The following is a 21,791-nucleotide window of genomic DNA, read 5'->3' as shown; positions in this document are numbered from 1 at the left end:
CTCGACACCCCGCACCAGGCCGATGGTGCCCTCCTGGATCAGGTCCAGGAGTTCCATGTTCCGCTTGGTGTACTTCTTGGCGACGCTCACCACCAGACGCAGGTTGGCGGCCACCATCCGCTCCTTGGCGCGGCGCCCGGCGTGCAGGCGCTTGCGCAGCAGGGCCGGGGTGAGCCCCGCCTCGGCGGCGAGCAGCTCGGGGCTGGGCTCCTCACCACCGGAGCGCAGGGTGAGCTCCTCGCGAATCTCCTCGAGGGCCATCAGGTCCTGCACCTGGCGGCCCAGGGTGATCTCCTGCTCATGGCTGAGCAACGGCACCCGGCCGATGTCGCGCAGGTAGGAACGCAGCGAATCGCCGGTGGGGACCAGCAAGGACGCGGAGGAAGCCGTGACGGTGATCGAAGGCATCGTCCCTTGTTACGAAACCATTTGGTTTCGTAAATCTACCATCACTTTGCGGACTCGCTCCGACCTGGAGCGGTGCCCACAATGGATCCATGGGCGCCGAACGGCTTCAGAAACTCGTGGCGGCCGCTGGGCTCTGCTCCCGCCGCCAGGCGGAGATCTGGCTGCGGGACGGCCGGGTGCGGGTCAACGGTGCGTTGGCCCAGCTCGGGGATCGGGCCGACCCCGCCTGCGACCGGATCAGTGTCGACGGCCGGCCCCTGGAGCTGCCCAGCACTACCCATACGCTCCTCCTGCACAAACCGGCCGGGGTGCTCAGCACCTGCCATGACCCCCACGGCCGCCCCACCGTGCTGGAGCTGCTGCCGCCGGAGCTGCGCCCCGGCCTGCATCCGGTGGGCCGCCTCGACGCCGACAGCCGCGGCGCCCTGCTGCTCAGCACCGATGGCGCCCTCACCCTGCGCCTCACCCATCCCCGCTACGGCCACCGCAAGACCTACCGGGTCTGGGTCGAGGGGCTGCCCCGCACGGCCACCCTGGAGCGCTGGCGGGCCGGCGTGCCCCTCGACGGCCTGCCCAGCCTGCCGGTGGAGCTGCGGCGGCTGCGCCACCACCGCGGCGCCACCCTGCTGGAGCTGGTGCTGCGGGAGGGTCGTAACCGCCAGATCCGGCGCACCGCCGAGATCCTCGGCCATCCGGTGCTCGACCTCAGCAGGATCGCCATCGGCCCTGTGCAGCTGGGGGATCTGGCGGAAGGGGCCTGGCGCAGGGTCGAACCGGGAGAATGGGGCCCCCTGGCCGTCGCTCCCTGAGCCCCCCTTCCTTGCCCACTCCGGCCAAGCCCCTGTTCCAGCGCCTGCGCGAGCGCCTGCCGGGCCAGCGCCGCCCCCTGCGTCCGGCCGTTGAGGAGCGGCCCCTGGATCCCCTGCTGGTCGCCGGCCAGCAGCTGCGGGAGGCCCGCGAGAGCCGCGGCCTCGGCCTGCGCCAGCTCGCCCTCGACACCCGCATCAGCACCGCCGTGCTCGAGGCCCTGGAGCGGGGTTGGCGGGACCGGCTGCCGGAGGCGGCCTATCTGCGCACGATGCTGCCCCTGCTGGAGCAGCACCTGGAGCTGCCCCGCGGCAGCCTCGACGGCGTGCTGCCGCCGGAGCAGGACCGCCAGCACGGCCGGCGGCGGGACACGGTGCTGCTGCGCTTCACCCCGGGCTCGATTGATGTCTTCACCACCTGGCAGGGCACCGTGCTCTATGCGGTGCTGTGCGGCGGTCTGATCTACGGGCTCAACCTGCAGCAGCGCCAGCTGGCCGCCCAGGGGCTGCATGTGCTGCGGCCGATCCCGCCCCTGAGCGCCGAGCAGAGTGACCGGGCGGATCTGGAGGATGCGGACCGGGCGATCCTGGGCGCCTATCCCGACCTCCGCCCCCTGGGCAAGGCCGCCGCCGGCCAGGGGCTCAAGCGGCTGCGCCGCGAGACCAGCCAGAACCGGCCCGATCTCGCCCTCGGCCTGCTGCGTCTCGAGCTGGCCAGGCCCACCCGGCTGTCGCTGCGCAGCGACCGGGGCGTCGAAACCCAGCTGCCGGCGGTGCAGGGCAGCCTCAGCCTGCCGGTGCTGCCCCCCTTCAGCCTGCGGCTCGAGCCGGCCCCGCCGGCCGGGTCCGTGCGCTGGAACGGCCAGCCGCTGGCGCCCGCGGCGGCCGACCCAGGCAGTGTGGCGGCCCCGCCCCAGGGCCAGGCCCAGTTCCTCTACCCGCCCCCGGCTCCGGCCGCCACCCCGCGCCCCCGGCCATAGCGGGCCGCCATGGCCCCGAAGCCCTGCAGGGGCCCGGCCAGGGCCGACACCGGCTGCGACAGCCGCCAGCCCCAGTTGCCGTCGATGGTGCCGGGGGTGTTGAAGCGGGCCTCGTCGCCCAGCTCCAGCAGGTCCTGCAGTGGCACCACCGCCAGATCGGCCGGCGAGGCCAGCGCCACCTCCAGCAATTGCCAGCTCGGCGCCCGCACCTCACCCCCCACCACCGCCGCCACCCGACCCCGGGCGCAGTCGTCAAGATTCCGCCACCAGCCGAGGCTGGTGGCGTTGTCGTGGGTGCCGGTGTACACCACCCAGCGGCTGCCGCTGTAGTTCGCCGGCAGGTAGGGGTTGTCGTCGTTGCCGTCGAAGGCGAACTGCAGGATCTTCATGCCCGGCAGGGCGAAGCGGTCCCGCAGGGCCTCCACCGCCGGGGTGATGACGCCGAGGTCTTCGGCGATCAGCGGCAGACGGCCGCCGGGAAGCAGCTGACCCTGGCGGCGGCAGCGGGACCGCAGGCGGCCCAGCAGGGCGGCGCCGGGGGAGGGGCGCCAGGAGCCGTGCTCGGCGGTGGCATCGGCGCCGGGGACGCTCCAGTAGGCCTCCAGGGCCCGGAAGTGGTCGAGCCGCAACAGATCCATCAGCTCCAGCTGCCGCCCCAGCCGCTGCAGCCACCAGCGGAAGCCGGTGAGGCGATGGACCCACCAGCGGTAGACGGGGGTGCCCCAGAGCTGGCCGGTGGTGGAGAAGTAGTCCGGCGGCACCCCGCTCTGCTCCACCAGGCCGCCGTCGGCCCGCAGGGAGAACAGGCGCCTGTTGCTCCAGACATCGGCGCTGTCGTGGGCCACGTAAAAGGGCAGATCCCCCACCAGACGCACCCCCTGGCGGTGGGCCCGCTCCTGCAGCCGGCGCCACTGGACCTGGAGCTGCCACTGCAGCAGGGCCTCCTCCTGCAGGGCCTGGCTCTGGGCGTCGACCAGGGCCCGCAGGGCGGGGGCCTGGCGCCGGGCCAGGGGCTCCGGCCACTCCCACCAGGGACGGCCCCCCTGGAGGCGGCGGATCACCATGAAGCGGCAGTGGTCGACCAGCCAGAAGCGCTGGCGCTCCTCCCAGCGATCGAAGGCCGCCCGGCGCTCCGGCGGCTGACCGGCCCAGCCCCAGGCCAGGGCCGTGGCGATGGCGGCCGCGCGCTCGCCGGCGACGGCCGGATCGAGGCGATCCCCGGCTCCCAGGGGCAGGGCGTCCCGGTCGGCGGCGCTGATCAGACCCTCGGCCACCAGGTCGTCGGCATCGATCAGCCAGGGGTTGAGGGCCGAGCCGCTGGGGGAGCTGTAGGGGGAGCCGGTGCCGTCGGTGGGGGCCAGGGGCAGCAGTTGCCACACCCCCACCCCCTCGGCGGCCAGCAGGTCGATCCAGTCACGGGCGGCGGCGCCGAAGCTGCCGCAGGCCTGCGTGCCCGGCAGGGCCGTGGGGTGGAGCAGCACGCCGCAGGCCCGGGGGTCGCCGCTCACGGTGTCGGCAGGCGATAGCGGTCCACGATCCGGCGGGCGAAGGCCGGGATGTGGGCGTCGACCTTCTCCGGGTGGTGGCGCTGCAGCCAGAGGGCATTGCGCGTGAAGTGGGAATCGATCGAGAAGCGGCCGTATTCGAGCCCCTTGGGCCCGAAGCGCTGCACGAACACCCCCACCAGTTCGGCGAGCCACATGGGGAGTCTGAGGGCCTTCTCGTAGGCGTCGATGCCCTGCTGCACCGCCTGGCGGCGGTCGCCGGAGCTGGTCACCGGCGCCAGATCCAGTTCCGGTTCCACCAGATCCAGCAGCTCCTGGCCGAGGGGGTTGCGCACGGTGACCCACTGGCGGCCGAAGGTGGCGCCCATGTAGCCCACCACCAGATCGGCGCCGGCGTTGGTGTAGTCGAAGCAGCTGAGGCAGCTGGGGGCGAACACGTCCTTGAGGGCGGGCGTGTCGAGGCCGAAGAAGGGCACCGTTTCCTCCTGGCCGTCGCTGTGGCGGAAGTGGATGCGGAAGTCCTGCATGAACTCGTAGTGCACCACCGTGTCGGGGGAGCGGCTGGCGCTCTCCAGGAAGGTCTGCAGCCCGTCCCGGCTGACGTTGTCGACGCAGGGCAGGCCGAGCACGTAGAGCTTCTGCAGGGGCAGGGTGGCCTGCACCGCCCGCAGGGCCTGGATCTGGCAGCCCACCCCGATGGCCAGCAGACGCTCGATGCCGCTGCCCGGCAGCTGCTCGAGCACCTCCAGGTTGGGGGAGAGGGTGGGTTTGTTCACCCGCGCGGCGAGCACCTCCTCCGGGGTGCGGGCCAGCACGGGCACCGGGGTGAAGCGGTCGTCCGGGCTCTGCTGCACGCACAGCACCGCATCCACCAGGCCGCTCTCCAGGGCCCGCATGCCGATGCGGCTGACGATGCCCGTCCACTGGGCGCCCTCGATCGGCTGGTGAAGGCGGGCGGTGACCATGCGCTGGTGGACACCGAAGTACAGCTCGTCCTCGTCGTCGAGGCGGCGGCTGCGGCCGTGGGCCTGCTCCTCCATGGCCTCGAAGCGCTGCTCGAGGAAGGCGCAGGCCCGGCGCACGTAGGCCACCCAGCGGCTGTCGCAGAGGCCGCAGTCGCTGCAGAGATCCTTGGCCGGTTTGGGGCTGCCCTTGGCCAGGGGTCGGGCTCGATCGTGCGGCGCCAGGGACGACGGCGCCGGTGAAGGAACGGAGGACAAGCGGTGGTGGGCGCGGGAGCTCGACGCTCAACCTATCGGCCGTTGCGGCCCCATGCCGCCGGCCCCGGGCGTCGCCTGCGCCAGAGTGCCCCCAGCTCCCCTCTGTTTCGGCCCCGATGCCCGCCCGCCGGAAGCCCCGCCGCCCCGACGAACCCCCGGCCCCCGGGGGTGCGACCCCCACGGCCAAGGCCCCGGCTCCCAAGCGGCGTCTGGCCACCGGACGGCTGCTCAAGAGCCTCGGCGTCACCGCCGCCGGCGCCGTGGTGGGGATGGGCGTCCTGGGGCTGCTCTGGCCGATGCCCGACCGGGCCCTGGCGCCCACCCCCGAGGTCGGCCCGGCCAGCCTGGCCGCCCCGCCGGCGCGGGCCATCACCCTGCTGGTGATCGGCAGTGATGCCGAGACGGTCGGCGCGCCGATCAACAAGGCCGCCCCCGCCGGGCCGGCCAACGCCGACGCCCTGCTGCTGGTGCGCGTCAACCCGCAGGGGCCCCTGCAGGTGCTCAACCTGCCCACCGAACTGGCGGTGAACCTGCCTGGCCAGAAGGGCCCCAAGCGCCTGGGTGAGGCCTTCCGCCTCGGGGGCGTGGCGCTCACCGCCGACGCGGTGCGGGAGCTGGTGGGGCTGGAGCCCCCCGCCCCCGACCGCTACCTGGTGCTCTCCCGGGGTGCGCTGAGGGATCTGGTCAACGGGCTGGGGGGTCTGGAACTCAGCCCGCCGCGGCGGATGGGCTACACCGACAAAACCCAGAAGCTGACCATCGACCTGGAGGCCGGGCTGCAGCAGCTGGGGGGCAACAAGGTGGAGCAGCTGGTGCGCTTCCGCGACCCGTGGCTGGGCGACACCGGCCGCCGCAGCAACCAGCAGCTGGTGGCCACCAGCCTCAGGGAGCGGATGCTGCAGCCGGAGCGGCTGGCGAAGCTGCCGTTCCTGGTGACCCAGCTGCAGCCGAAGGTGCAGACCAACCTGACCCCGGGCGAGACCCTCAGCCTCCTGGCGGCCGGGCTCGATGGCAGCAAGCCGGTGCAGTTCGCCAGCCTGCCGCTGAAGCCCGCCGAGGAGAAGCACAAGGGCCTGCGCCAGCTGGAGGCCGGTGCGACCCCGCCGCTGTGGAAGGAGCCGGCGGCCCCGTAGCGATACTGGCCACCATGGCCATCACTCCTGAGTTCCTGGTGCCGAGCACTTTCCAGCACTACCTGCTGGGGTTGTTCGCCGTGGCCAACAACTTCCCCGCCATTGGACCGTTTCTCACCCTGAGTCAGGGGTTGCCCAGCAGCCACGTGAAGCGGGTGATCCGCATCACCACCTTGTCCAGCCTGCTGATCATGCTGGGGGCCTTTTTCCTGGGCACGGCGGTGCTCCAGTTCTTCGGCATCAGCGTCAGTGCCTTCCAGATCGCCGGTGGCCTGCTGCTGGGCTTCAGCGGCCTGAGCATGCTCAATGCCACCGATCCGGGCGATTCCCACGAGAAAAATCTCGATGTGTCGCACATGGATGTGGGGCAGATGACCTCCTCGGCGATCGTGCCGATCTCCCTGCCCCTCACCACCGGGGCCGGCACGATGTCGACGATCACGGTGTACGCCGAAGGTGCCCACACCCTCAACCACCGCCTCGAACTGTTCGCGGCGATCTGGGCGATGGCGATCCTGATCGGCCTGATGTTCACCTTCGCTACCCGCCTCACCCGTCTGCTGGGCCATGTGGGCATGACGGTGCTGATCAAGGTGATGGGCCTGTTCACCCTGGCGATCGGGGTCCAGTTCATCGCCACCGGCGCCAGCACCCTGCTCAGCCGGGTGACGCTGAAGATCTGAGGGTGGCGGGGAGGCTCAATCGGGCCGGGTGCGCCGGCGGAAGCTGAACCCTGCCGGCTGGGGGTCCTCGCTGCCGTTGGCCTCGATCGTCTCGCGGCAGCGCTGCAGCAGCTCCAGACGCAGGGCCTCGGGGCTCTCGATGCGGATGCCGCCGCCGAAGGCAAACAGCCAGTTGCGCAGGTCGATGTCGGCGGCCACGGTCCAGCTCGGCAGGTCGAGTTCCACCGGGTAGGGGTGGCTGCTGCCGGCCGGGCCGGGATCGAGCACATGGGGGGCTCGGGGGTGGTGCCACCAGGTGTCGTCCGGGAGCGGCCGGGAGAAGCGGGTGTGCTCGATCGGATAGCGCTGCAGGCCCTCGCGGATGAAGGCGAAGGCCCAGGGGGCGCAGTGGAAGCGGAGGGTCACCAGCGCCTGGCCGCGGCGCTGGGGCGAGGCGCCGGCGATCTGCCGCTGCTGCTCCAGGTCGGTGCCGAAGTAGATGCCGCCGCTGTGGTGCAGCAGCCGCTCCAGCCGCTTGAGGGCCGCCGCGTGGCTGTCGGCGCTGCGGCGCAGGTCGCCGTGGGCCTGGCCCATGGAGAGGCGATCGAGTCGCTCGCTGCGGATCAGCCCCTGGTCGTGGCCCAGGTGGTCCTCCTCAAAGAAGAGATACCAGCCGACGTGGTGGAAGATCAGCTGCAGCGGCCAGACCCGCAGCTCACCGCTGGGGCTGTCGGTGAAGCTGCCCATGCCCGGGTAGCGGGTCAGGAGCACGCGGCGGTGCTCCACGATCGCCGTCTCGATCGCCTCGGCGCGGCGAGGCGCCGCCAGCGAATCGCGCCGCACCAGGGCCATGTCCACCACGGTGTGGCGGGCATAGCTGCGCACCGGCGCCTGTTCGGCGGCGCTGATGCCGGACCAGCCCAGCCGCTCGTCGAGTTCGCTGAGCAGGTCCTGGGCGGAGGGGTCGGCCAGGCGCCCGGCGGTCTGGCGCACCACGTTGTGGAGCTCCCGCAGCCGCGGCGGCGAGAGCACGGCGGTGCCGAGGCAGTAGCCGTGGCGCACGTTGTCGTTGCGGTTGCGGAAGCCGTAGGGGGTGAGGATCTTCTCGAGGTCCTTTCGCAGGGTGGCCGTTTCCCCCGGCAGGTAGGCGCCCGGGATCGCCTCGGTGGCGGCGATCAGGTGCTGGTGCAGGTTGCCGCCGCGCTCGGCCGGTCGGTCGAAGGGCACCTGGAGCAGGTGGCGCAGCAGGGTCATCACCCGCAGGAACACCGGCCCATCGCCCATCGGCGGCAGCCCGCCATGGACGGCCCCTGGCCGGCTGCGGGCCAGAGGCGCCAGCTGGATCGGTGCCGTGGCCGGCAAGGCGCTGCAGAAACCGTTGGCCTCCAGCCAGGCCAGGTCCTGCCGGATCGCGGAGGCATCGGCGTAGCAGCTGCCGTGGAGGCGGCCCAGGAAGGCGGCGGCCCGATCGGCCAGATCGCCCTCCGGCAGCGGGGAGAGGATCGCCGCCAGCTCCTCGGCGCCGGCGGGATCGCTGGCCGCCAGGTCGGGCCAGGTGCTCAGCAGCCGGATCAGGTGCAGCAGCCGTTCCAGATCGAGCAGGCGCGAGTAGCCGTGGCGCTGCACCTGGCGCTCCCGGTTGGTGGCCGAGCGGATGCGGCGGTCGAGCCCGGCCAGTTCGGTCGCCAGCACCGGCCCCAGATCGCTGTGGTGGCTGGGCACCACGGTGCAGAGGGCGGCGAAGCCCTCGGCACGCATCGGCCCGAAGTGGGGATCGGCCAGGGCGGCGGCCATCTCCTGGATCACCGGCACCGGCACCGGCCGGCTGCGCCGGGCGTTCCACGCCAGCGAGGTGGGCAGATCGGTGTACAGCCACCAGCCGATCCACTCCACCGGTGCCGGCAGAGGCAGGGCCTGGGTGATCGCCAGCCGCCAGGCCCGGCGAGCGTGGGTGGCATCCACGATCACCGGGATGCCGGCCGCCACGGCCTCCACCAGGCGCTGGTGCAGCCGCTGCTGGATATCCACCCAGGGGCCCTGCACCGCCGCATCGCCGAAGACTTCCTCCCGGATCGCGTCGGTGGAGAGCACCAGGGCGGGGGGATCGCCGGGGCCGGCCACCAGGGGCGCCAGGGCCCGGGCGAGGGTGGTCTTGCCGCTGGCGGGCTGGCCGATCAGCAGGTGGCAGCGCAGGGACGCCATGGCGACAGCAACCGGGGAGACCCCACCAGTCTTTCGCACGAAGGGTGCGCCGGTGAGCCGGTGTGAGCGACAGGCCAGACCGATCGCCACTGCCGATGCCGTGATCGCCGCCACCACCCATGCCCAATGCGCCCAACTTGCCACCCCCAAACCCGCAAACTTCGAGGCGATCGGCTTGGAGCTGATAAACCCCTGGACCTATGGCCTTCCCCACCGCCCCTGACCATGTCCCTCCCCGTCACCAGCAACGCCAACGTGTTCGATTCGCCCATATCCTGGCGAGCGTGCTCACAGGTGAGATGAAAAGGTGCTCGTGCTCAGGATCGGCAAGCCCACGTCGGAGGTGCAGTTCAAGGGTCTGCGCCGATCGATCGAGGTGGTCAATGAGGCGGTGGCAAACTCGTATCCTGCTTGGCTCAAGCTTACCTTGAGACCGAACTGCAGCTCCATTGGCAACCTAGAGCCTGAATCCCCTTAGCCGCCTTCATTGAGCATATTGCCGACGTGATCATCTACCTCGAAACGCGTGAAGAGTTCCTCAAGCATGTGCGCGAACAGCGCATCGAAGAGGAGGTGCGTGAGCGTTACATCGCTATGACCGGTCACAAGGTCGCTACCAATGAATTTCGCGCCTGGCAGAATTCGCTTCAGTGCGTGGGCAACGTGCTGCAGTTCGAGGCGATCCCCAAGGAGTTGGGGGTGGCGATCGAATACCGCATCCACAACACCGCCAAGCGCATTGACCTGCTGCTCTCAGGGCGCAACCAGGCTGGAGATCCGGCGGCGGTGATCGTAGAACTGAAGCAGTGGGAAATGGTGGAACCCACCGATCTGGATGGGGTGGTGCGCACCTTTCTGGGCAAAGGACCGCGCGAGACTACGCATCCGTCCTATCAGGCGATGAGCTACGGGGCGCTGCTCCGGGGATTCAACACCGCGGTTGTGGAGCACAAGATTGCCCTTAGCCCCTGCGCTTATCTGCACAACTGCAAAGACGGCAGCGGTATCACCGATGCCCGTTACCAACCCTATCTGGAGCAGGCGCCATTGTTCCTACGTCATGACAATGCTGCCATGGCTGCGTTCCTGCGCCGCTGCCTAGACGAGGGTGACCGAGGCCGCACGATCGAGCAGATTCGCGATGGGAAGGCCAAGCCGAGCAGGCAGCTTGCCGACGCAGTAGAGCAGATGCTGAAGGGCAACGCCGAGTTCGTCCTGATCGACGAGCAGAAGGTGGTGTTCGAACAAGCGCTGGCCTTGGCACGTCAGCTCCGGGAAGGGCGGCATTGTGTGCTGCTGGTGCAGGGCGGGCCCGGTACCGGTAAATCGGTTGTAGCTGTGAACCTCCTGGCACGGCTGCTTGGGATGGGGCTGAATGCTCGTTACGTCAGCAAGAACATGGCACCCCGACATGTTTACCGGGCCAAACTCACCGGCTCCCTCACGAAAGGAGAGTATGACAATCTTTTCTGTGGCTCAGCCTGCTTCGTGAGGTGCCCGGAGGGGTTCTACGACGCCCTAATCGTGGATGAAAGCCACCGGCTGATGACCAAGACCATCTACGACAAGGAGGGGGAGAACCAGATCAAGGAGATCATCCATGCCAGCAAGCTGACAGTATTCTTCCTCGATGAAGATCAGCGTGTCACCTTCGATGATATCGGCAGCACGGGTGAGATCGAGAAATGGTGCCAATTCCATGAAGCAGAATTGCATCGCGATGTGCTGCCATCGCAGTTCCGATGCAGTGGCTCCGATGGCTATCTGGCTTGGCTGGATCAAACCCTGGGCATCCGAGACACAGCAAACGGGCGGCTGGAACAAGGCAGCTACGACTTCCGTGTGTTCGACGATCCGGTGGCCCTGCACGAGTCGATCCGACAGGCCAACCATGGGAACCAGGCGCGGATGGTGGCAGGTTATTGCTGGAACTGGGCATCGAAGTATCAGCCTAAGGACTGGGACATCACGATCGATCCCTACGGCTATAGGGCACGTTGGAACTTGAGTAAGGATGGCAGCGTGTGGATCATGAAACAAGGAACGGTGGAGGAGGTGGGCTGCATCCACACCTGCCAGGGACTGGAGCTGGAGACGATCGGGGTGATCATCGGCCCGGACCTGGCATTCCGTGATGGCCAGGTTGTGTCGGTGCCGACGGCACGGGCACGATCGGATCAGTCACTGAAGGGCTACAAGGTCGGTCTGAAACGCGAGCCCAAGGCGATACGACTCAAGGCCGACGCGATTATTCGCAACACCTACCGCACCCTGATGAGCCGGGGCACGAAGGCTTGCTGGGTCTACGCCTGTGATCCGGAGCTCCAGGCCTATCTGCGGCAGCGGTTGGAGAGTCCGTGTGATGTCGGCTGAGCCCCGGTGACGGACAGCATCGCCGTCTGTTCCTTCCCGATCGCCACCTGAGTTCCCTCGGCACCCAGGTGCCCTTGGTGCGCCGGCTCAGGATGATCCATCCAGCCGGCCTCTGCCCAAGGCCCCTGGAGCTAGCCCTGCGCGACTACATCCTGCTGATCACGATCCTTGTCGCTTTCCTTGAGGCCACCGCCCAGCAGCTCACCCCGATCCAGCCGCCGTTGGTGATGGGCTTCGCCGGCCTGCACCGGCTCAACGGCAGCACCCCGGCCTCCTGATCCCGCCCCATCGCCCCACCCCTGCCAGCCTGGGGCCTCCCGCCGGCTCGCCGTGATCCCTCCCCAGAAGCAGATGACCGGCATGCTCGGCCATCCGGTGGCCGAGAACCCGATCGATCGGATGTTCGATGCGGTGTATGCCCACCACGGGCTCTGCTGGCAGTTCTGGAAGAACGACATCGCCAACGCTGCCGACCTGGCCCTGGCGGTGCGGGCCCTGGTGCCCCTGGGCTACAGCGGCATGGCCATCACCGTGCCCTACAAGGTGGCGGTGCTGCCCCTGCTCGATGACGTCGATGACGACGTGCGGGCCATCGGTGCCGCCAACTATCTCACGATCGAGGCGGGCCGCCTGATCGGCCACAACAACGACGGCAAGGGGGTGGTCAAGGCGATCGAGAAGCTGGCGCCCCTGGCAGGCCGGCGGGTGGTGATGCTCGGTGCCGGCGGGGCCGGCCGGGCGATGGCGGTGGAGATGGCCTGGGCCGGCGCGGCCCACCTCACCCTGATCACCCGGCGGCAGGAGCAGGGCCAGGAGGTCGCCGACACGGTCACCCGCGCCTCCGGCGTGCCGGCGGTGTGGCAGGCCTGGGAGGGGGAGGTGGTGGTGCCGGGGGGCAGCACCCTGCTGATGAACGCCACCCACCTGGGCTGTGCGCCCGAGCTGGAGCCGGTGCCCGTCCGCTGGGACACGGTGGATCCGGCCTGTGTGGTGGTGGATGTGATCACCAACCCCCGCATCACCCCCTTCCTGGCCATGGCCCGCCGCCACGGCTGCCCGGTGGTGGATGGCGTCGAGATGCTGGTGCAGCTGGCCATGCAGATCTTCGAGCAGTGGACCGGCGTCACCCCCGAGGAGGTGGTGTTCCAGCGCGCCGTGGCCGAGGCCCTGGGGGAGTGAGTCCGGCGCCTTTACCTTGGCGGGCGTTGTCTCCGGCATCCCCATGACTCGGGTTGTCTCTCTCGCCGCCCTTGCGGCCCTCGGCCTCCTGGCCGGGTGCGGCCGCCCCGATGGCCGGGCCCTGCAGACCATCGCCTGCCAGCAGGTCGCCAACACGATCGACCTCCAGTCGGTTGGCCAGATCGATGCCCTGCGCAAGGCCCTCGGCCTGGCACCGGGCGTCGATCCGATCGGCACCTGCCGCGAGCTCGGAGTCACGATGGATCCCGGCGCCCCCGGGGCGGGTACCCCAGCGGCGGGCGGCTCCGGCGGTGAAGCCGAAGAGGGCGAGAACGGCGGGGAGGAACGCGGCGAGTGAGGTCCATCGGCCAGGCTGCGTCCGCCGCAGCACCCCGCTAGGCCGCCTGCAGCACCCGCCAGCGGCCCCGCAGCACCTGCCGCAGCGCCGCCATCGCAGCCCCGGCCTCCTCGGCCGCCTCGCCGCGCTCTTCGTCGGTGTCCGGCAGCCAGCCCAGCCAGGGCAGACCGTCGCGGCGGCGCAGCGCAGGCTCCCAGTCGCCGCCCACCTGCACCAGGCCGGCCAGGGGCACCCGCCAGCGCTCCAGCAGGGCGGCGCCGGCCGCCGGCAGCCCCGTGTCCATCTGCTCGCCCCGCAGCACCAGCAGGCAGGGCTGGCGCCAGGCCCCGAGGGCCTCGGCCCAGCTGCCGCCCCGCTCCAGGGGCAGGCCGGGATCGAGCGGCAGGGCGGCCAGCCACGGGCCCGCCGCCGCCCCCGTCGCATCCGCGCCCAGGGCCGCCAGGCCGGCATCGGGATCGCCGGCGCCGGCAAGCTCCCGCAGGGCCACACCCTCGGCGGCGGCCAGCCGCGCCGCCACCGCCGCCAGGCCCTCCAACTCATGGCGGCGCCCCAGGCCCACCAACAGCAGCCCGCCTTTCGGCACTGCGTCGAACCCTGAAACCGACATGGTTGTTTGCACTGTCCGGGCCGGCTCGCTTCTACCATCGTGCTGCGAAGCATCGCCGCCTGCGCCCTTGTCCACTTTCTCGACCGCTGAACGGGTGGAGCAGAGCGGGCAGCCGCCCCTCACCAGCCACGACCCTCGCCGGTTGCGGTTGTTCTGCGGCAACGCCAACCCCGATCTGGCCCGTGAGATCGGCGCCTATCTCGGCGTTCCCGACGGCCCGCGGGTGATCAAGCGCTTCGCCGACGGCGAGGTCTACATCCAGATCCAGGAGTCGATCCGCGGCTGCGACGTCTTCCTGATCCAGCCCACCTGCGCTCCGGTGAACGATCACCTGATGGAGCTGATGATCATGGTGGATGCCTGCCGGCGGGCCTCGGCGCGCCAGATCACGGCGGTCATCCCCTATTACGGCTATGCCCGCGCCGACCGCAAGACCGCCGGCCGCGAATCGATCACCGCCAAGTTGGTGGCCAACCTGCTGGTCAAATCCGGCGTCGAGCGGGTGCTGGCCATGGACCTGCACTCCTCCCAGATCCAGGGCTACTTCGACATCCCCTGCGACCACATCTACGGATCCCCCGTGCTGGTCGACTACCTCGCCACCCGCGACCTGGGCGAGGTGGTGGTGGTCTCCCCCGACGTGGGCGGCGTGGCCCGGGCCCGGGCCTTCGCCAAGCAGATGAAGGACGCCCCCCTGGCGATCATCGACAAGCGCCGCTCGGGCCACAACGTGGCCGAGAGCCTCACCGTGATCGGCGATGTGGCCGGCAAGACGGCGATCCTGATCGACGACATGATCGACACCGGCGGCACCATCTGCCAGGGGGCCCGGCTGCTGCGGGCCCGCGGCGCGGCCCGGGTGCTGGCCTGCGCCACCCATGCCGTCTTCTCCCCCCCGGCCATCGAGCGCCTCTCCGAGCCGGGCCTGTTCGAGGAGGTGGTGGTCACCAACAGCATCCCCCTGGGCCCGGATCTCCACTTCCCCCAGTTGCGGGTGCTCTCGGTGGCCAACATGCTCGGCGAGGCGATCTGGCGCATTCACCAGGAGAGCTCGGTCAGCTCCATGTTCCGCTGAGCGACCCCGCCATGGAGGCTCCCGCTGCACCGGCCCGTCGGGTGCCCCTGAAGCGTTTTGCCCATCTCAAGCGCCACCTGCCGGTGCCGCTCACCGTGCTGGTGACGGCCCTGCTCGCCCTCACCGTGGGTGCCCCCCGCCCCGCCGTGGCCGAGGGCCGCCTCCCGAAGGGGTTCGAGCGCCGCGTCGGGGTCTGGCTCACCAACAGCCCCAGCCCCCTCTACTACGACGCCGCCCGCATCGAGACGGCCGTGGCCCAGCTCGACGCGGCCGGCTTCAACACCCTCTACCCCAACGTCTGGAGCCGGGGCGCCACCTTCCACCGCAGTCGCTGGGCGCCCATGGAGCCGGCCCTGGCCCGCTCCAACCCAGGTCTCGACCCCATCTGCCGCTTCACCAAGGCCGCCCATCGCCGCGGCATGCAGGTGATCCCCTGGTTCGAGTACGGCCTGATGGAGCCCGGCGATGCCGAGGTCGTCCAGAAGAATCCGGAGTGGGTGCTGCGCCGCGCCGACGGCAGTGCCCTCTACGCCATGCACGGCGCCAATCTGAAAACCTCCCCGCTCAAGGACCTGCGGGTGTGGCTGAACCCGGCCCACCCGGGGGTGCGGGCCCGCTTCATCGGCCTGATCAAGGAGATCGTGCAGCGTTGCGGCGTCGACGGCATCCAGCTCGACGACCACTTCGCCTGGCCGGTGGAGCTGGGCTACGACCCCTACACCCGCGCCCTCTACCTGGCGGACACCGGCCGGGAGCCTCCCGCCAACTTCAACGACCGCTACTGGATGAAGTGGCGCCGCCAGCAGCTCACCGCCCTGCTGCGGGAACTGCGGGCCACGATGCAGGAGGTGGGCGGTCCGCGGCGCACCGTGATCAGCCTGTCGCCGGGCCCCTTCCGCTTCGCCTACAACCACTGGCTGCAGGACTGGGAGCTCTGGGCCCTGGGCGAGTTGGTCGACGACCTGATCGTCCAGAACTACGCCTATTCGGTGAAGGGCTTCGCCCGCGACCTCGACCAGCCGGCGCTGGTCAAGGCCCGCCGCTGGGGCATGCCGGTGGAGATCGGCATCCTTTCCGGTTTCGGCGGCCGCACCCCCGACATGGCCACCCTCGAGCAGAAGGTGCGCCTCTCCGCCGCCCGCGGCCACGGCGTGATCTTTTTCTACTGGGAGGGCCTCTGGGGCCAGTACGCCGGTCCGGAGGGGGCCGCCGCCCGCCAGGCCGCCTTCCGCCGGCTCAACCGCGAGGTGTTCGGCGGCCGCTAGGCGTCCCCGCTGGGCGTACCGAGGCACTGGCCCACCACCTCGCGGGTGTTGGTGGAGAGCTCGGCTGCCGCCAGCCCCTCGAGGGCTTCCCGCATCCGTTCCCGCCGTCCGGGGCCGTAGCTCTGCCAGCGGCTGAACACCTTGGCCATGCGCGAGGCCGTGATCGGATTGCGCTGGTCGAGGGCGACGATCTGGTCGGCCATGAAGCGGTAGCCGCTGCCGTCGGCGGCATGGAACACCGGCGGATTGCCCGCCAGCCCCCCCAGCACCGCCCGCACCGCATTGGGCGCCGCCGGATCGAAGCGCGGGTGGTCGAGCAGCCGCTGCACCCGCTCCAGGCCGTCGGCGAAGGGGGCGGCGGCCTCCAGGGCGAACCAGGAATCGAGGATCACGGGTTTGTCCTCCCAGCGGGCGTAGAAGGCGTCCACCGCCTCCTGGCGGGCCGGGATCGGGTGGTCCTGCAGCGCCCGCAGGCCGGCCCGGGCCAGGGTCATCGAGGGGCCGTCCACCGCCGCGCGGGCCGCCGCGATCGCCGCCGCATCACCCGCGGCAACCCGCCAGCTCCAGATCGAGCCCGTCAGCATCCGGTCGCCCACCCCCTCCGGCCACACCAGCCCCCACTGCGCGCTGACCCGCTCCAGGGCCTGCTCCAGGGGGTCGGCCAGGGCCTCGCCGAAGCGGCGGCGCAGGGCCTGCAGGGCGGCGAACAGGGCCGGTGGATCGGGCTCCGGCGCCCCATCCTCCAGTTCGGCCAGCCCCGGAAGTGCCAGCAGCACGCTGCGGCTGGTCTCCGAAAGGGAGGGATCGGCCAGGATCCGTCCGAAGGCGTCGATCAGGGCGTCCTCCAGTACCCCATCCACCCGGCCGGCGGCCCGGCGCAGCAGGGCACGGCGCAGCAACACCTGGCCCGCGTCCCAGCGGGCGAAAGGGTCGCTGTCGGCGGCCAGCAGGTGCACCAGCTCGCTGGAGGGTCGCCCCAGGGCCACCTTCACCGGAGCCGAGAACTGGCGCAGCAGGGAGAGGGCCGGCGGCGGCGACTGGGCCGGCAGCCCCTCGAAGCGGAACACCTGCTCCTGCTGATCGATCAGCAGCAGCCGGGTGCCCGCGCCCCAGCGACGCGGCAGCAGCGGGGCGGCGCCGTGGTCGGGATCCTCGGCCACCAGTCGCATCGGCAGGGGCTGGCCCGCCTGGCCCACCAGGCCCACGGCCAGGGGGATCACCAGGGGCTGCTTTTGGGGCTGGCCCGGGGTGGCGGGGGTGGACTGGCGCACGAACAGCTCCAGGGTCCCGGCGGCCTTGTTCCAGCGGCGCCGCACCTGCAGCACCGGCGTGCCCGCCTGGTGATACCAGCGGCGGAACTGCACGAAATCGAAGGGCGGCAGGCGGCAGCTGTCGGCCACCTCACCAGCGGCATCCTGCATCGCCTGCACGAAGTCCTCGCAGGTGGCGGCGGTGCCGTCGTGTCGTTCCACGTACAGCGCCATGCCCCGCTGGAAGGTTTCTTCCCCAAGCAGGGTGTGCAGCACCCGGATCACCTCCGATCCCTTTTCGTAGATCGTGGTGGTGTAGAAGTTGTCGATAGCCTGATACTGATCCGGCTGCACCGGATGGGCCGTCGGACCCGCATCCTCCCGGAACTGGGTGTTGCGCAGCATTGCTACGTTCTCGATCCGGTTGAGCGCATGGCCATGCAGATCGGCCGAGAAGCTCTGGTCCCGGAAGACGGTGAGCCCCTCCTTCAGCGACAGCTGGAACCAGTCGCGGCAGGTGATGCGGTTGCCCGTCCAGTTGTGGAAGTACTCATGGGCGATCACACTCTCGATGCGCTCCAGCTCGCCATCGGTGGCCGTGGCGGCATCGGCGAGCACCAGCTTGGAGTTGAAGATGTTGAGGCTCTTGTTCTCCATCGCGCCCATGTTGAAGTGGCGCACGGCGACGATGTTGTACTCGTCGAGGTCGTACGCCAGCCCATAGACGCGCTCGTCCCACTCCATCGCCCGCTTCAGGGAGGCCATGGCGTGGGCGGTGAAGGGGGCATCGCCCGGCTCCACGTGCAGGCGCAGCTGCACGGTGCGGCCATCGGCGGTGACGAAGGTGTCGCGCACCTCCTCCAGCCGGCCCGCCACCAGGGCGAACAGGTAGGAGGGCTTGGGGAAGGGATCGTCCCAGACGGCGTAGTGACGGGCTTCTCCGCCTGGCCCGGGGGGCAGGTCGCCGGCCTCGATGCCGTTGCCGTTGGAGAGCAGCACCGGGCAGCTGTCCCGGTCGGCCTCGATCCGGACCCGGAAGCGGCTCAGCAGGTCGGGACGATCCGGGTGATAGGTGATGCGGCGGAAGCCCTCCGCCTCGCACTGGGTGGTGACCATCCCGCCGCTCACGTAGAGCCCCTCGAGGCTGGTGTTGGCCCGCGGATCAAGCCACACCGTGCTGGTGAGCACGAACGGCCGCCGGGGCGGTTCCAGCACCAGCAGCCGGCCGTCCTCGATCGTGAAGGCCCCGGCGTCCAAGGGCACGCCATCGATCGCCAGGGCCCTCAGCTCCAGATCCACCCCGCGGAGCTCCAGGGGCTCCACCGCCGCGCCGGGCCTGGGCAGGAACGCCAGCCGCGCCTCCACCAGGGCATGGTCGGCGAACAGGCGCACCGTCAGGTCGGTGCGCTCCAGCAGGTACGGCGCCGGACGGTAGTCGGCGAGGTGGACGACGGCCATCAGGGGCTTACTTGGGGGCCGCCGGGGTCGCTGGCTTGGCGGCGCCCTGCTGCTTGATGGCGTCCTGAACCTTCTTCATCACGTCGGCCGGCACCTCCTTGGGGCAGATCTCGGCGGCGCCGAGGACGGCCGAGTTGATGGCGCCGCGGCGCAGCTCCTCGATGGTGAGGGCCTTGGTGCCCACCTGCTGGATCTCGCCCTTGTGCTGGCCGAGGATCAGCTGGGCGATGGTTTCGCCGGCGATGCCCACCGATTTCTCGAAGTCGATGCCGGCGGCGCGGGAGATGCAGACGTTGACGGCGCCGATGCGGGTGTAGAGCCCCATCTCGGCGGGGGTGGCGGGGGCGGCGTGCGCCGCCAGAGGTGCCAGCAGCAACGGCATGGCGACCAGGGGGGCCAGCAGCGGCCGGGAGCGGCGGAGCAGGTGAGACAAGGGGTAGGGATCCGTGAACCCCCATCGTGCTGCATCGCAGCAGCCGCCACACCCGCCGCAGAGACCGCTCCGCGAGGCGGCCCAGCCGGCGGGGCCCCGGCCCTGACAGCGATTAACCGATCGGTTCTCCCGCCGCCTCCAGCCGGATCTCGTGGTGGAGCTCCACCAGCTCGAGGCTGCCGTGGCGCCAGGTGTGGATCGAGCGGGAGCGATAGCGGTCCTGGTCCACCAGGCGGATCTGTTCGAGCACGTCCCAGTCGTCGTAGTGGGACTGGAACGCCATGGTGTGCTCATCGATCTGGCGGATCTGGCTGACCGTGGGGGCCCCCGCCAGGTAGCCGCAGCTGCGCCGCAGCTGGTGACCGCATAGCCAGGCCTCCATGGTGCCCTCGGCCCGGTAGTCGGGCTTGGTGTCGAAGAACGGCTGGTGCCCCTCCGCCCACCAGGTGAACCGGTAGCCCTCATCCCCGTCCACCAGTTCGCTGTGGACCTCGATGCGCAGGTTCATGTCCACCCGCAGCACCTCGTCGTCCTCGGTGAAGAAGTAGGTGCGGCGGGAGCGCCAGAGCCCCAGGTTGCGGGCGAACCAGCGCCGCAGGCTGCTGTCGAGGCGGATGCGGCTCTGCACGGGGGGAACCCTGGAGAGACCGGGCTGGGTCGGTGTGGTCATGGCGGGCCCACCCAGGCACACGGACGCGATCTCTGAAGTCCTAGCGACGTTTCCGGGTTCTGCCCAAAACCCCATAAGGTTGGGTGCATTGCCGCATGCCTGCCTTTGCCGGTCCTGGGGGAGCCCGATTTCCCGCCCACCTCGCCGCCCTCCTCGTCGCCGGCGGCGGTGGCGGAGGCCGGCACCGCCACCGGTGAGGCCCAGAAACCGCTCAAGCTGCTGCTGGTGGCGGCCCGCCATCACATGGCCTCCGCCGACCTGCGGGCCCTGCTGGCCTTCCTGCAATCGGAGGACTGCACCTGCAAGGTGTCCCTCCAGGTGGCCGATCCGGCCGACCATCCCGAGCTGCTCGAACTGCACCGCCTGGTGGCCACCCCGGCCCTGATCAAGCTCGATCCCCTGCCCAAGCAGGTCTTCGCCGGCAACACCCTGGCCCAGCAGCTGCGCATCTGGCTGCCCCGCTGGCAGCAGATGGAGGTGGTCACCACCCTGGGGCTGAGCCTGCGGCCGGCGGAGATGGATGGCAGCCGCAGCCAGAGGGAGGTGCAGCTCGAGGACCAGCTGCTGGTGCTGCGTCAGGAAAACGAAACCCTGATCGAGCGGCTGGGCGTCCAGGAACGGCTGCTGCGCATGGTCGCCCACGAGCTGCGCACCCCCCTCACCGCTGCCAAGCTGGCCCTGCAGAGCCATGCCCTGGGCCAGATCGACGAGAGCCGTTTCCGCGACGTGCTCAACCGCCGCCTCGACGACATCGAGGCCCTCTCCAGGGACCTGCTGGAGGTGGGCACCACCCGCTGGGAGGCCCTGTTCAACCCCCAGCGCCTGGATCTCAGCCAGGTGGCGGCCGAGGCCATCCTGGAGCTGGAGAAGCTCTGGGTGGGTCGGGGCCTGCAGCTGGTCACCGACATCCCCGCCGACCTGCCCGATGTCCACGCCGACCAGCGGCGCATGCGCCAGGTGTTCCTCAACCTGCTGGAGAACGCCCTCAAGTTCACCCCCGACGGGGGCAAGGTGAGCCTGAGCCTCATGCACCGCACCAGCCAGTGGGTGCAGGTGAGCATCTGCGACAGCGGGCCGGGCATTCCCCGCGAGGAGCAGCACCGCATCTTCCAGGACCGGGTGCGGCTGCCCCAGACCTCGGGCACCACCTCCGGCTTCGGCGTGGGCCTGTCGGTGTGCCGCCGCATCGCCGAGGTCCACGGCGGCCGCATCTGGGTGGTGTCCGAACCCGGCGAGGGCGCCTGCTTCAACTTCACCGTGCCGGTCTGGACCGGCCAGAGCTCCCCGGAACCGGACCGTTCCGCCGCCGGCCGGCCCACGGCCGAGGACCTTCCTTGACGAAGGGTCCCTCCGGCCCGTAGCGTCCAGCACATCAGATCGGCGCCAAGCCGTCTGTGGCCTCGCCCCCATCGTCTAGAGGCCTAGGACACCTCCCTTTCACGGAGGCGACAGGGGTTCGAATCCCCTTGGGGGTATGCATCGGTTCCGGGCTCGGGGCGGTTTCGTCCTGACCCGCGCCATTTTTTCAGAGGTGCTGGTCAGCAGCTCCCATGCCATGCCGTTGGCAGGTGGGCCGGTTGGCGAAGGCCTTCAGACCTGCTGGGCCCGGCGCTGGGCTTCCCGCTGCACGCCCCGCAGGTTGCTGGCCAGATCCTCCTTCAGCCGCTGCTCGATCAGGCCGATCGGCATGCCCGGCTTGCCCTGCACGGTGAGGTCGTACAGCAGCCAGGTGCTGGTGTCGTCGGCGCCCACCTGCCAGACGCCCTGGAAGCAGCGGAAATCGCCCTCCAGCATGCGGAAGGCCAGGCGACCCTGCTCCGGCTCCTCGCTGAGCTCCAGCTGGACGCGGGCACTGAAGCGCAGGCCGCAGAACTGCTGGGTGCCGACCTGCTCCAGGGCCACCAGGTTGCCGCGGCGCCAGAGCTGGCGGGAGCTGGCGAGATTGGGAATGAAGCGATCGAGATGGTCGTAGTCGGTGAGAACCGACCAGATCCACTCGGGGGGGAGATCGAGGCGCAGCTGCACCGCCAGGCGCCGGGTGCCCTGGGGGAGACGCTCCATCTCCTGCTGGATCGTGTCGAGGGCGCAACTGGCCTCGCTGGCGACCATGGCCTCAGTGGAAGGGAGGTGCACGGGGCGGGGAAACGACGCCAGAAGCTGTGCCAAGACGGATCGGAGCTCGCTCGGGGCTTGCGTGAGGGTGGCAG

20 protein-coding genes and 1 tRNA gene are annotated in these 21,791 nt (G+C 70.3%); 12 read left to right on the top strand and 9 right to left on the bottom strand.

Features of this window, described 5'->3' with window-relative positions:
* Positions 1-408: sigma-70 factor domain-containing protein (locus KUG38_RS09590; protein WP_286195853.1), on the bottom strand; the 408-nt coding region annotated here is incomplete at its 3' end.
* Positions 409-497: 89 nt separating this feature from the next.
* On the opposite strand from KUG38_RS09590, the gene KUG38_RS09585 reads away from it, so the two are divergent.
* Both KUG38_RS09585 and KUG38_RS09580 read left to right on the top strand, forming a co-directional pair.
* The gene (locus KUG38_RS09585) at positions 498-1,217 is read left to right on the top strand and encodes a pseudouridine synthase (RefSeq protein WP_216920903.1); all 720 of its coding nucleotides are present in this window, start codon (positions 498-500) and stop codon (positions 1,215-1,217) included.
* An 11-nt stretch (positions 1,218-1,228) separates the two neighbouring features.
* Complete coding sequence (locus KUG38_RS09580; protein WP_216920902.1) at positions 1,229-2,194, top strand: helix-turn-helix domain-containing protein; 966 nt, start codon at positions 1,229-1,231, stop codon at positions 2,192-2,194.
* On the opposite strand, the gene malQ is transcribed toward KUG38_RS09580, so the two are convergent.
* Entirely contained in the window at positions 2,149-3,702 is a 1,554-nt protein-coding gene (malQ, locus tag KUG38_RS09575) for a 4-alpha-glucanotransferase (RefSeq protein ID WP_216920901.1), read from the bottom strand. The genes KUG38_RS09580 and malQ overlap by 46 nt on opposite strands.
* A complete protein-coding gene (locus KUG38_RS09570) occupies positions 3,699-4,919 on the bottom strand; it encodes a Coenzyme F420 hydrogenase/dehydrogenase, beta subunit C-terminal domain (RefSeq protein WP_216920900.1) in 1,221 nt (406 codons plus the stop codon). Before KUG38_RS09570 ends, malQ begins: the two co-directional genes overlap by 4 nt.
* 116 nt (positions 4,920-5,035) lie before the next feature.
* Between KUG38_RS09570 and KUG38_RS09565 the strand changes: the two genes are divergently transcribed.
* Together KUG38_RS09565 and KUG38_RS09560 are read left to right on the top strand one after the other, a co-directional pair.
* Complete coding sequence (locus KUG38_RS09565; protein ID WP_216920899.1) at positions 5,036-6,052, top strand: LCP family protein; 1,017 nt, start codon at positions 5,036-5,038, stop codon at positions 6,050-6,052.
* Positions 6,053-6,090: 38 nt separating this feature from the next.
* Positions 6,091-6,735 (top strand): MarC family protein, encoded by a 645-nt coding sequence (locus tag KUG38_RS09560; protein WP_216920897.1) that lies wholly within the window; start codon positions 6,091-6,093, stop codon positions 6,733-6,735.
* 15 nt (positions 6,736-6,750) lie between these two features.
* On the opposite strand, the gene KUG38_RS09555 is transcribed toward KUG38_RS09560, so the two are convergent.
* Positions 6,751-8,916, bottom strand: coding sequence for an AAA family ATPase (locus KUG38_RS09555; protein WP_216920895.1), 2,166 nt, complete (start codon positions 8,914-8,916; stop codon positions 6,751-6,753).
* A 504-nt stretch (positions 8,917-9,420) separates the two neighbouring features.
* On the opposite strand from KUG38_RS09555, the gene KUG38_RS17150 reads away from it, so the two are divergent.
* From KUG38_RS17150 to KUG38_RS09535, 4 genes are all read left to right on the top strand, one after another.
* Positions 9,421-11,289, top strand: a complete 1,869-nt coding sequence (locus tag KUG38_RS17150) for a DNA/RNA helicase domain-containing protein (RefSeq protein ID WP_216920893.1) — start codon at positions 9,421-9,423, stop codon at positions 11,287-11,289.
* A 92-nt stretch (positions 11,290-11,381) separates the two neighbouring features.
* Entirely contained in the window at positions 11,382-11,567 is a 186-nt protein-coding gene (locus KUG38_RS09545) for a hypothetical protein (RefSeq protein ID WP_216920891.1), read from the top strand.
* 52 nt (positions 11,568-11,619) lie between these two features.
* Positions 11,620-12,468 carry a shikimate dehydrogenase family protein gene (locus tag KUG38_RS09540; RefSeq protein ID WP_353617765.1) on the top strand — a complete coding sequence of 283 codons (849 nt, stop codon included), beginning with the start codon at positions 11,620-11,622 and terminating at the stop codon, positions 12,466-12,468.
* Positions 12,469-12,511: 43 nt separating this feature from the next.
* Positions 12,512-12,826 (top strand): hypothetical protein, encoded by a 315-nt coding sequence (locus KUG38_RS09535; RefSeq protein WP_216920890.1) that lies wholly within the window; start codon positions 12,512-12,514, stop codon positions 12,824-12,826.
* A gap of 37 nt (positions 12,827-12,863) precedes the next feature.
* Here KUG38_RS09535 and KUG38_RS09530 read toward each other — a convergent pair whose 3' ends face one another.
* On the bottom strand, positions 12,864-13,433 hold the full coding sequence (locus KUG38_RS09530) for a hypothetical protein (protein WP_216920888.1): 570 nt from the start codon (positions 13,431-13,433) through the stop codon (positions 12,864-12,866).
* A gap of 67 nt (positions 13,434-13,500) precedes the next feature.
* Between KUG38_RS09530 and KUG38_RS09525 the strand changes: the two genes are divergently transcribed.
* Positions 13,501-14,508 carry a ribose-phosphate pyrophosphokinase gene (locus KUG38_RS09525; RefSeq protein WP_216920886.1) on the top strand — a complete coding sequence of 336 codons (1,008 nt, stop codon included), beginning with the start codon at positions 13,501-13,503 and terminating at the stop codon, positions 14,506-14,508.
* A gap of 11 nt (positions 14,509-14,519) precedes the next feature.
* Positions 14,520-15,773: a glycoside hydrolase family 10-like protein gene (locus KUG38_RS09520; protein WP_216920884.1), complete on the top strand. Its 1,254-nt coding sequence runs from the start codon at positions 14,520-14,522 to the stop codon at positions 15,771-15,773.
* Here the strand turns inward: KUG38_RS09520 and pepN are convergent.
* From pepN to KUG38_RS09505, 3 genes are all read right to left on the bottom strand, one after another.
* Positions 15,770-18,481, bottom strand: coding sequence for an aminopeptidase N (gene pepN, locus KUG38_RS09515; protein WP_216920882.1), 2,712 nt, complete (start codon positions 18,479-18,481; stop codon positions 15,770-15,772). The two genes, KUG38_RS09520 and pepN, sit on opposite strands and share 4 nt — an antisense overlap.
* Positions 18,482-18,488: 7 nt before the next feature.
* The gene (locus KUG38_RS09510; protein WP_286195851.1) at positions 18,489-18,914 is read right to left on the bottom strand and encodes a DUF8650 domain-containing protein; all 426 of its coding nucleotides are present in this window, start codon (positions 18,912-18,914) and stop codon (positions 18,489-18,491) included.
* A 112-nt stretch (positions 18,915-19,026) separates the two neighbouring features.
* Entirely contained in the window at positions 19,027-19,584 is a 558-nt protein-coding gene (locus tag KUG38_RS09505) for a hypothetical protein (protein ID WP_216920880.1), read from the bottom strand.
* Between the two features lie 168 nt (positions 19,585-19,752).
* Between KUG38_RS09505 and KUG38_RS09500 the strand changes: the two genes are divergently transcribed.
* Positions 19,753-20,922 carry a histidine kinase gene (locus KUG38_RS09500; RefSeq protein WP_216920916.1) on the top strand — a complete coding sequence of 390 codons (1,170 nt, stop codon included), beginning with the start codon at positions 19,753-19,755 and terminating at the stop codon, positions 20,920-20,922.
* Positions 20,923-20,986: 64 nt separating this feature from the next.
* Positions 20,987-21,059: transfer RNA gene (locus tag KUG38_RS09495), tRNA-Glu, on the top strand.
* A 115-nt stretch (positions 21,060-21,174) separates the two neighbouring features.
* Here KUG38_RS09495 and KUG38_RS09490 read toward each other — a convergent pair.
* Positions 21,175-21,693 (bottom strand): SRPBCC family protein, encoded by a 519-nt coding sequence (locus KUG38_RS09490; RefSeq protein ID WP_216920878.1) that lies wholly within the window; start codon positions 21,691-21,693, stop codon positions 21,175-21,177.
* Positions 21,694-21,791 lie beyond the last annotated feature (98 nt).

This window comes from Synechococcus sp. CCAP 1479/9, assembly GCF_019038535.1.
Lineage (GTDB): Bacteria > Cyanobacteriota > Cyanobacteriia > PCC-6307 > Cyanobiaceae > Cyanobium.
This window is presented reverse-complemented; position numbering and strand designations above follow the sequence as displayed.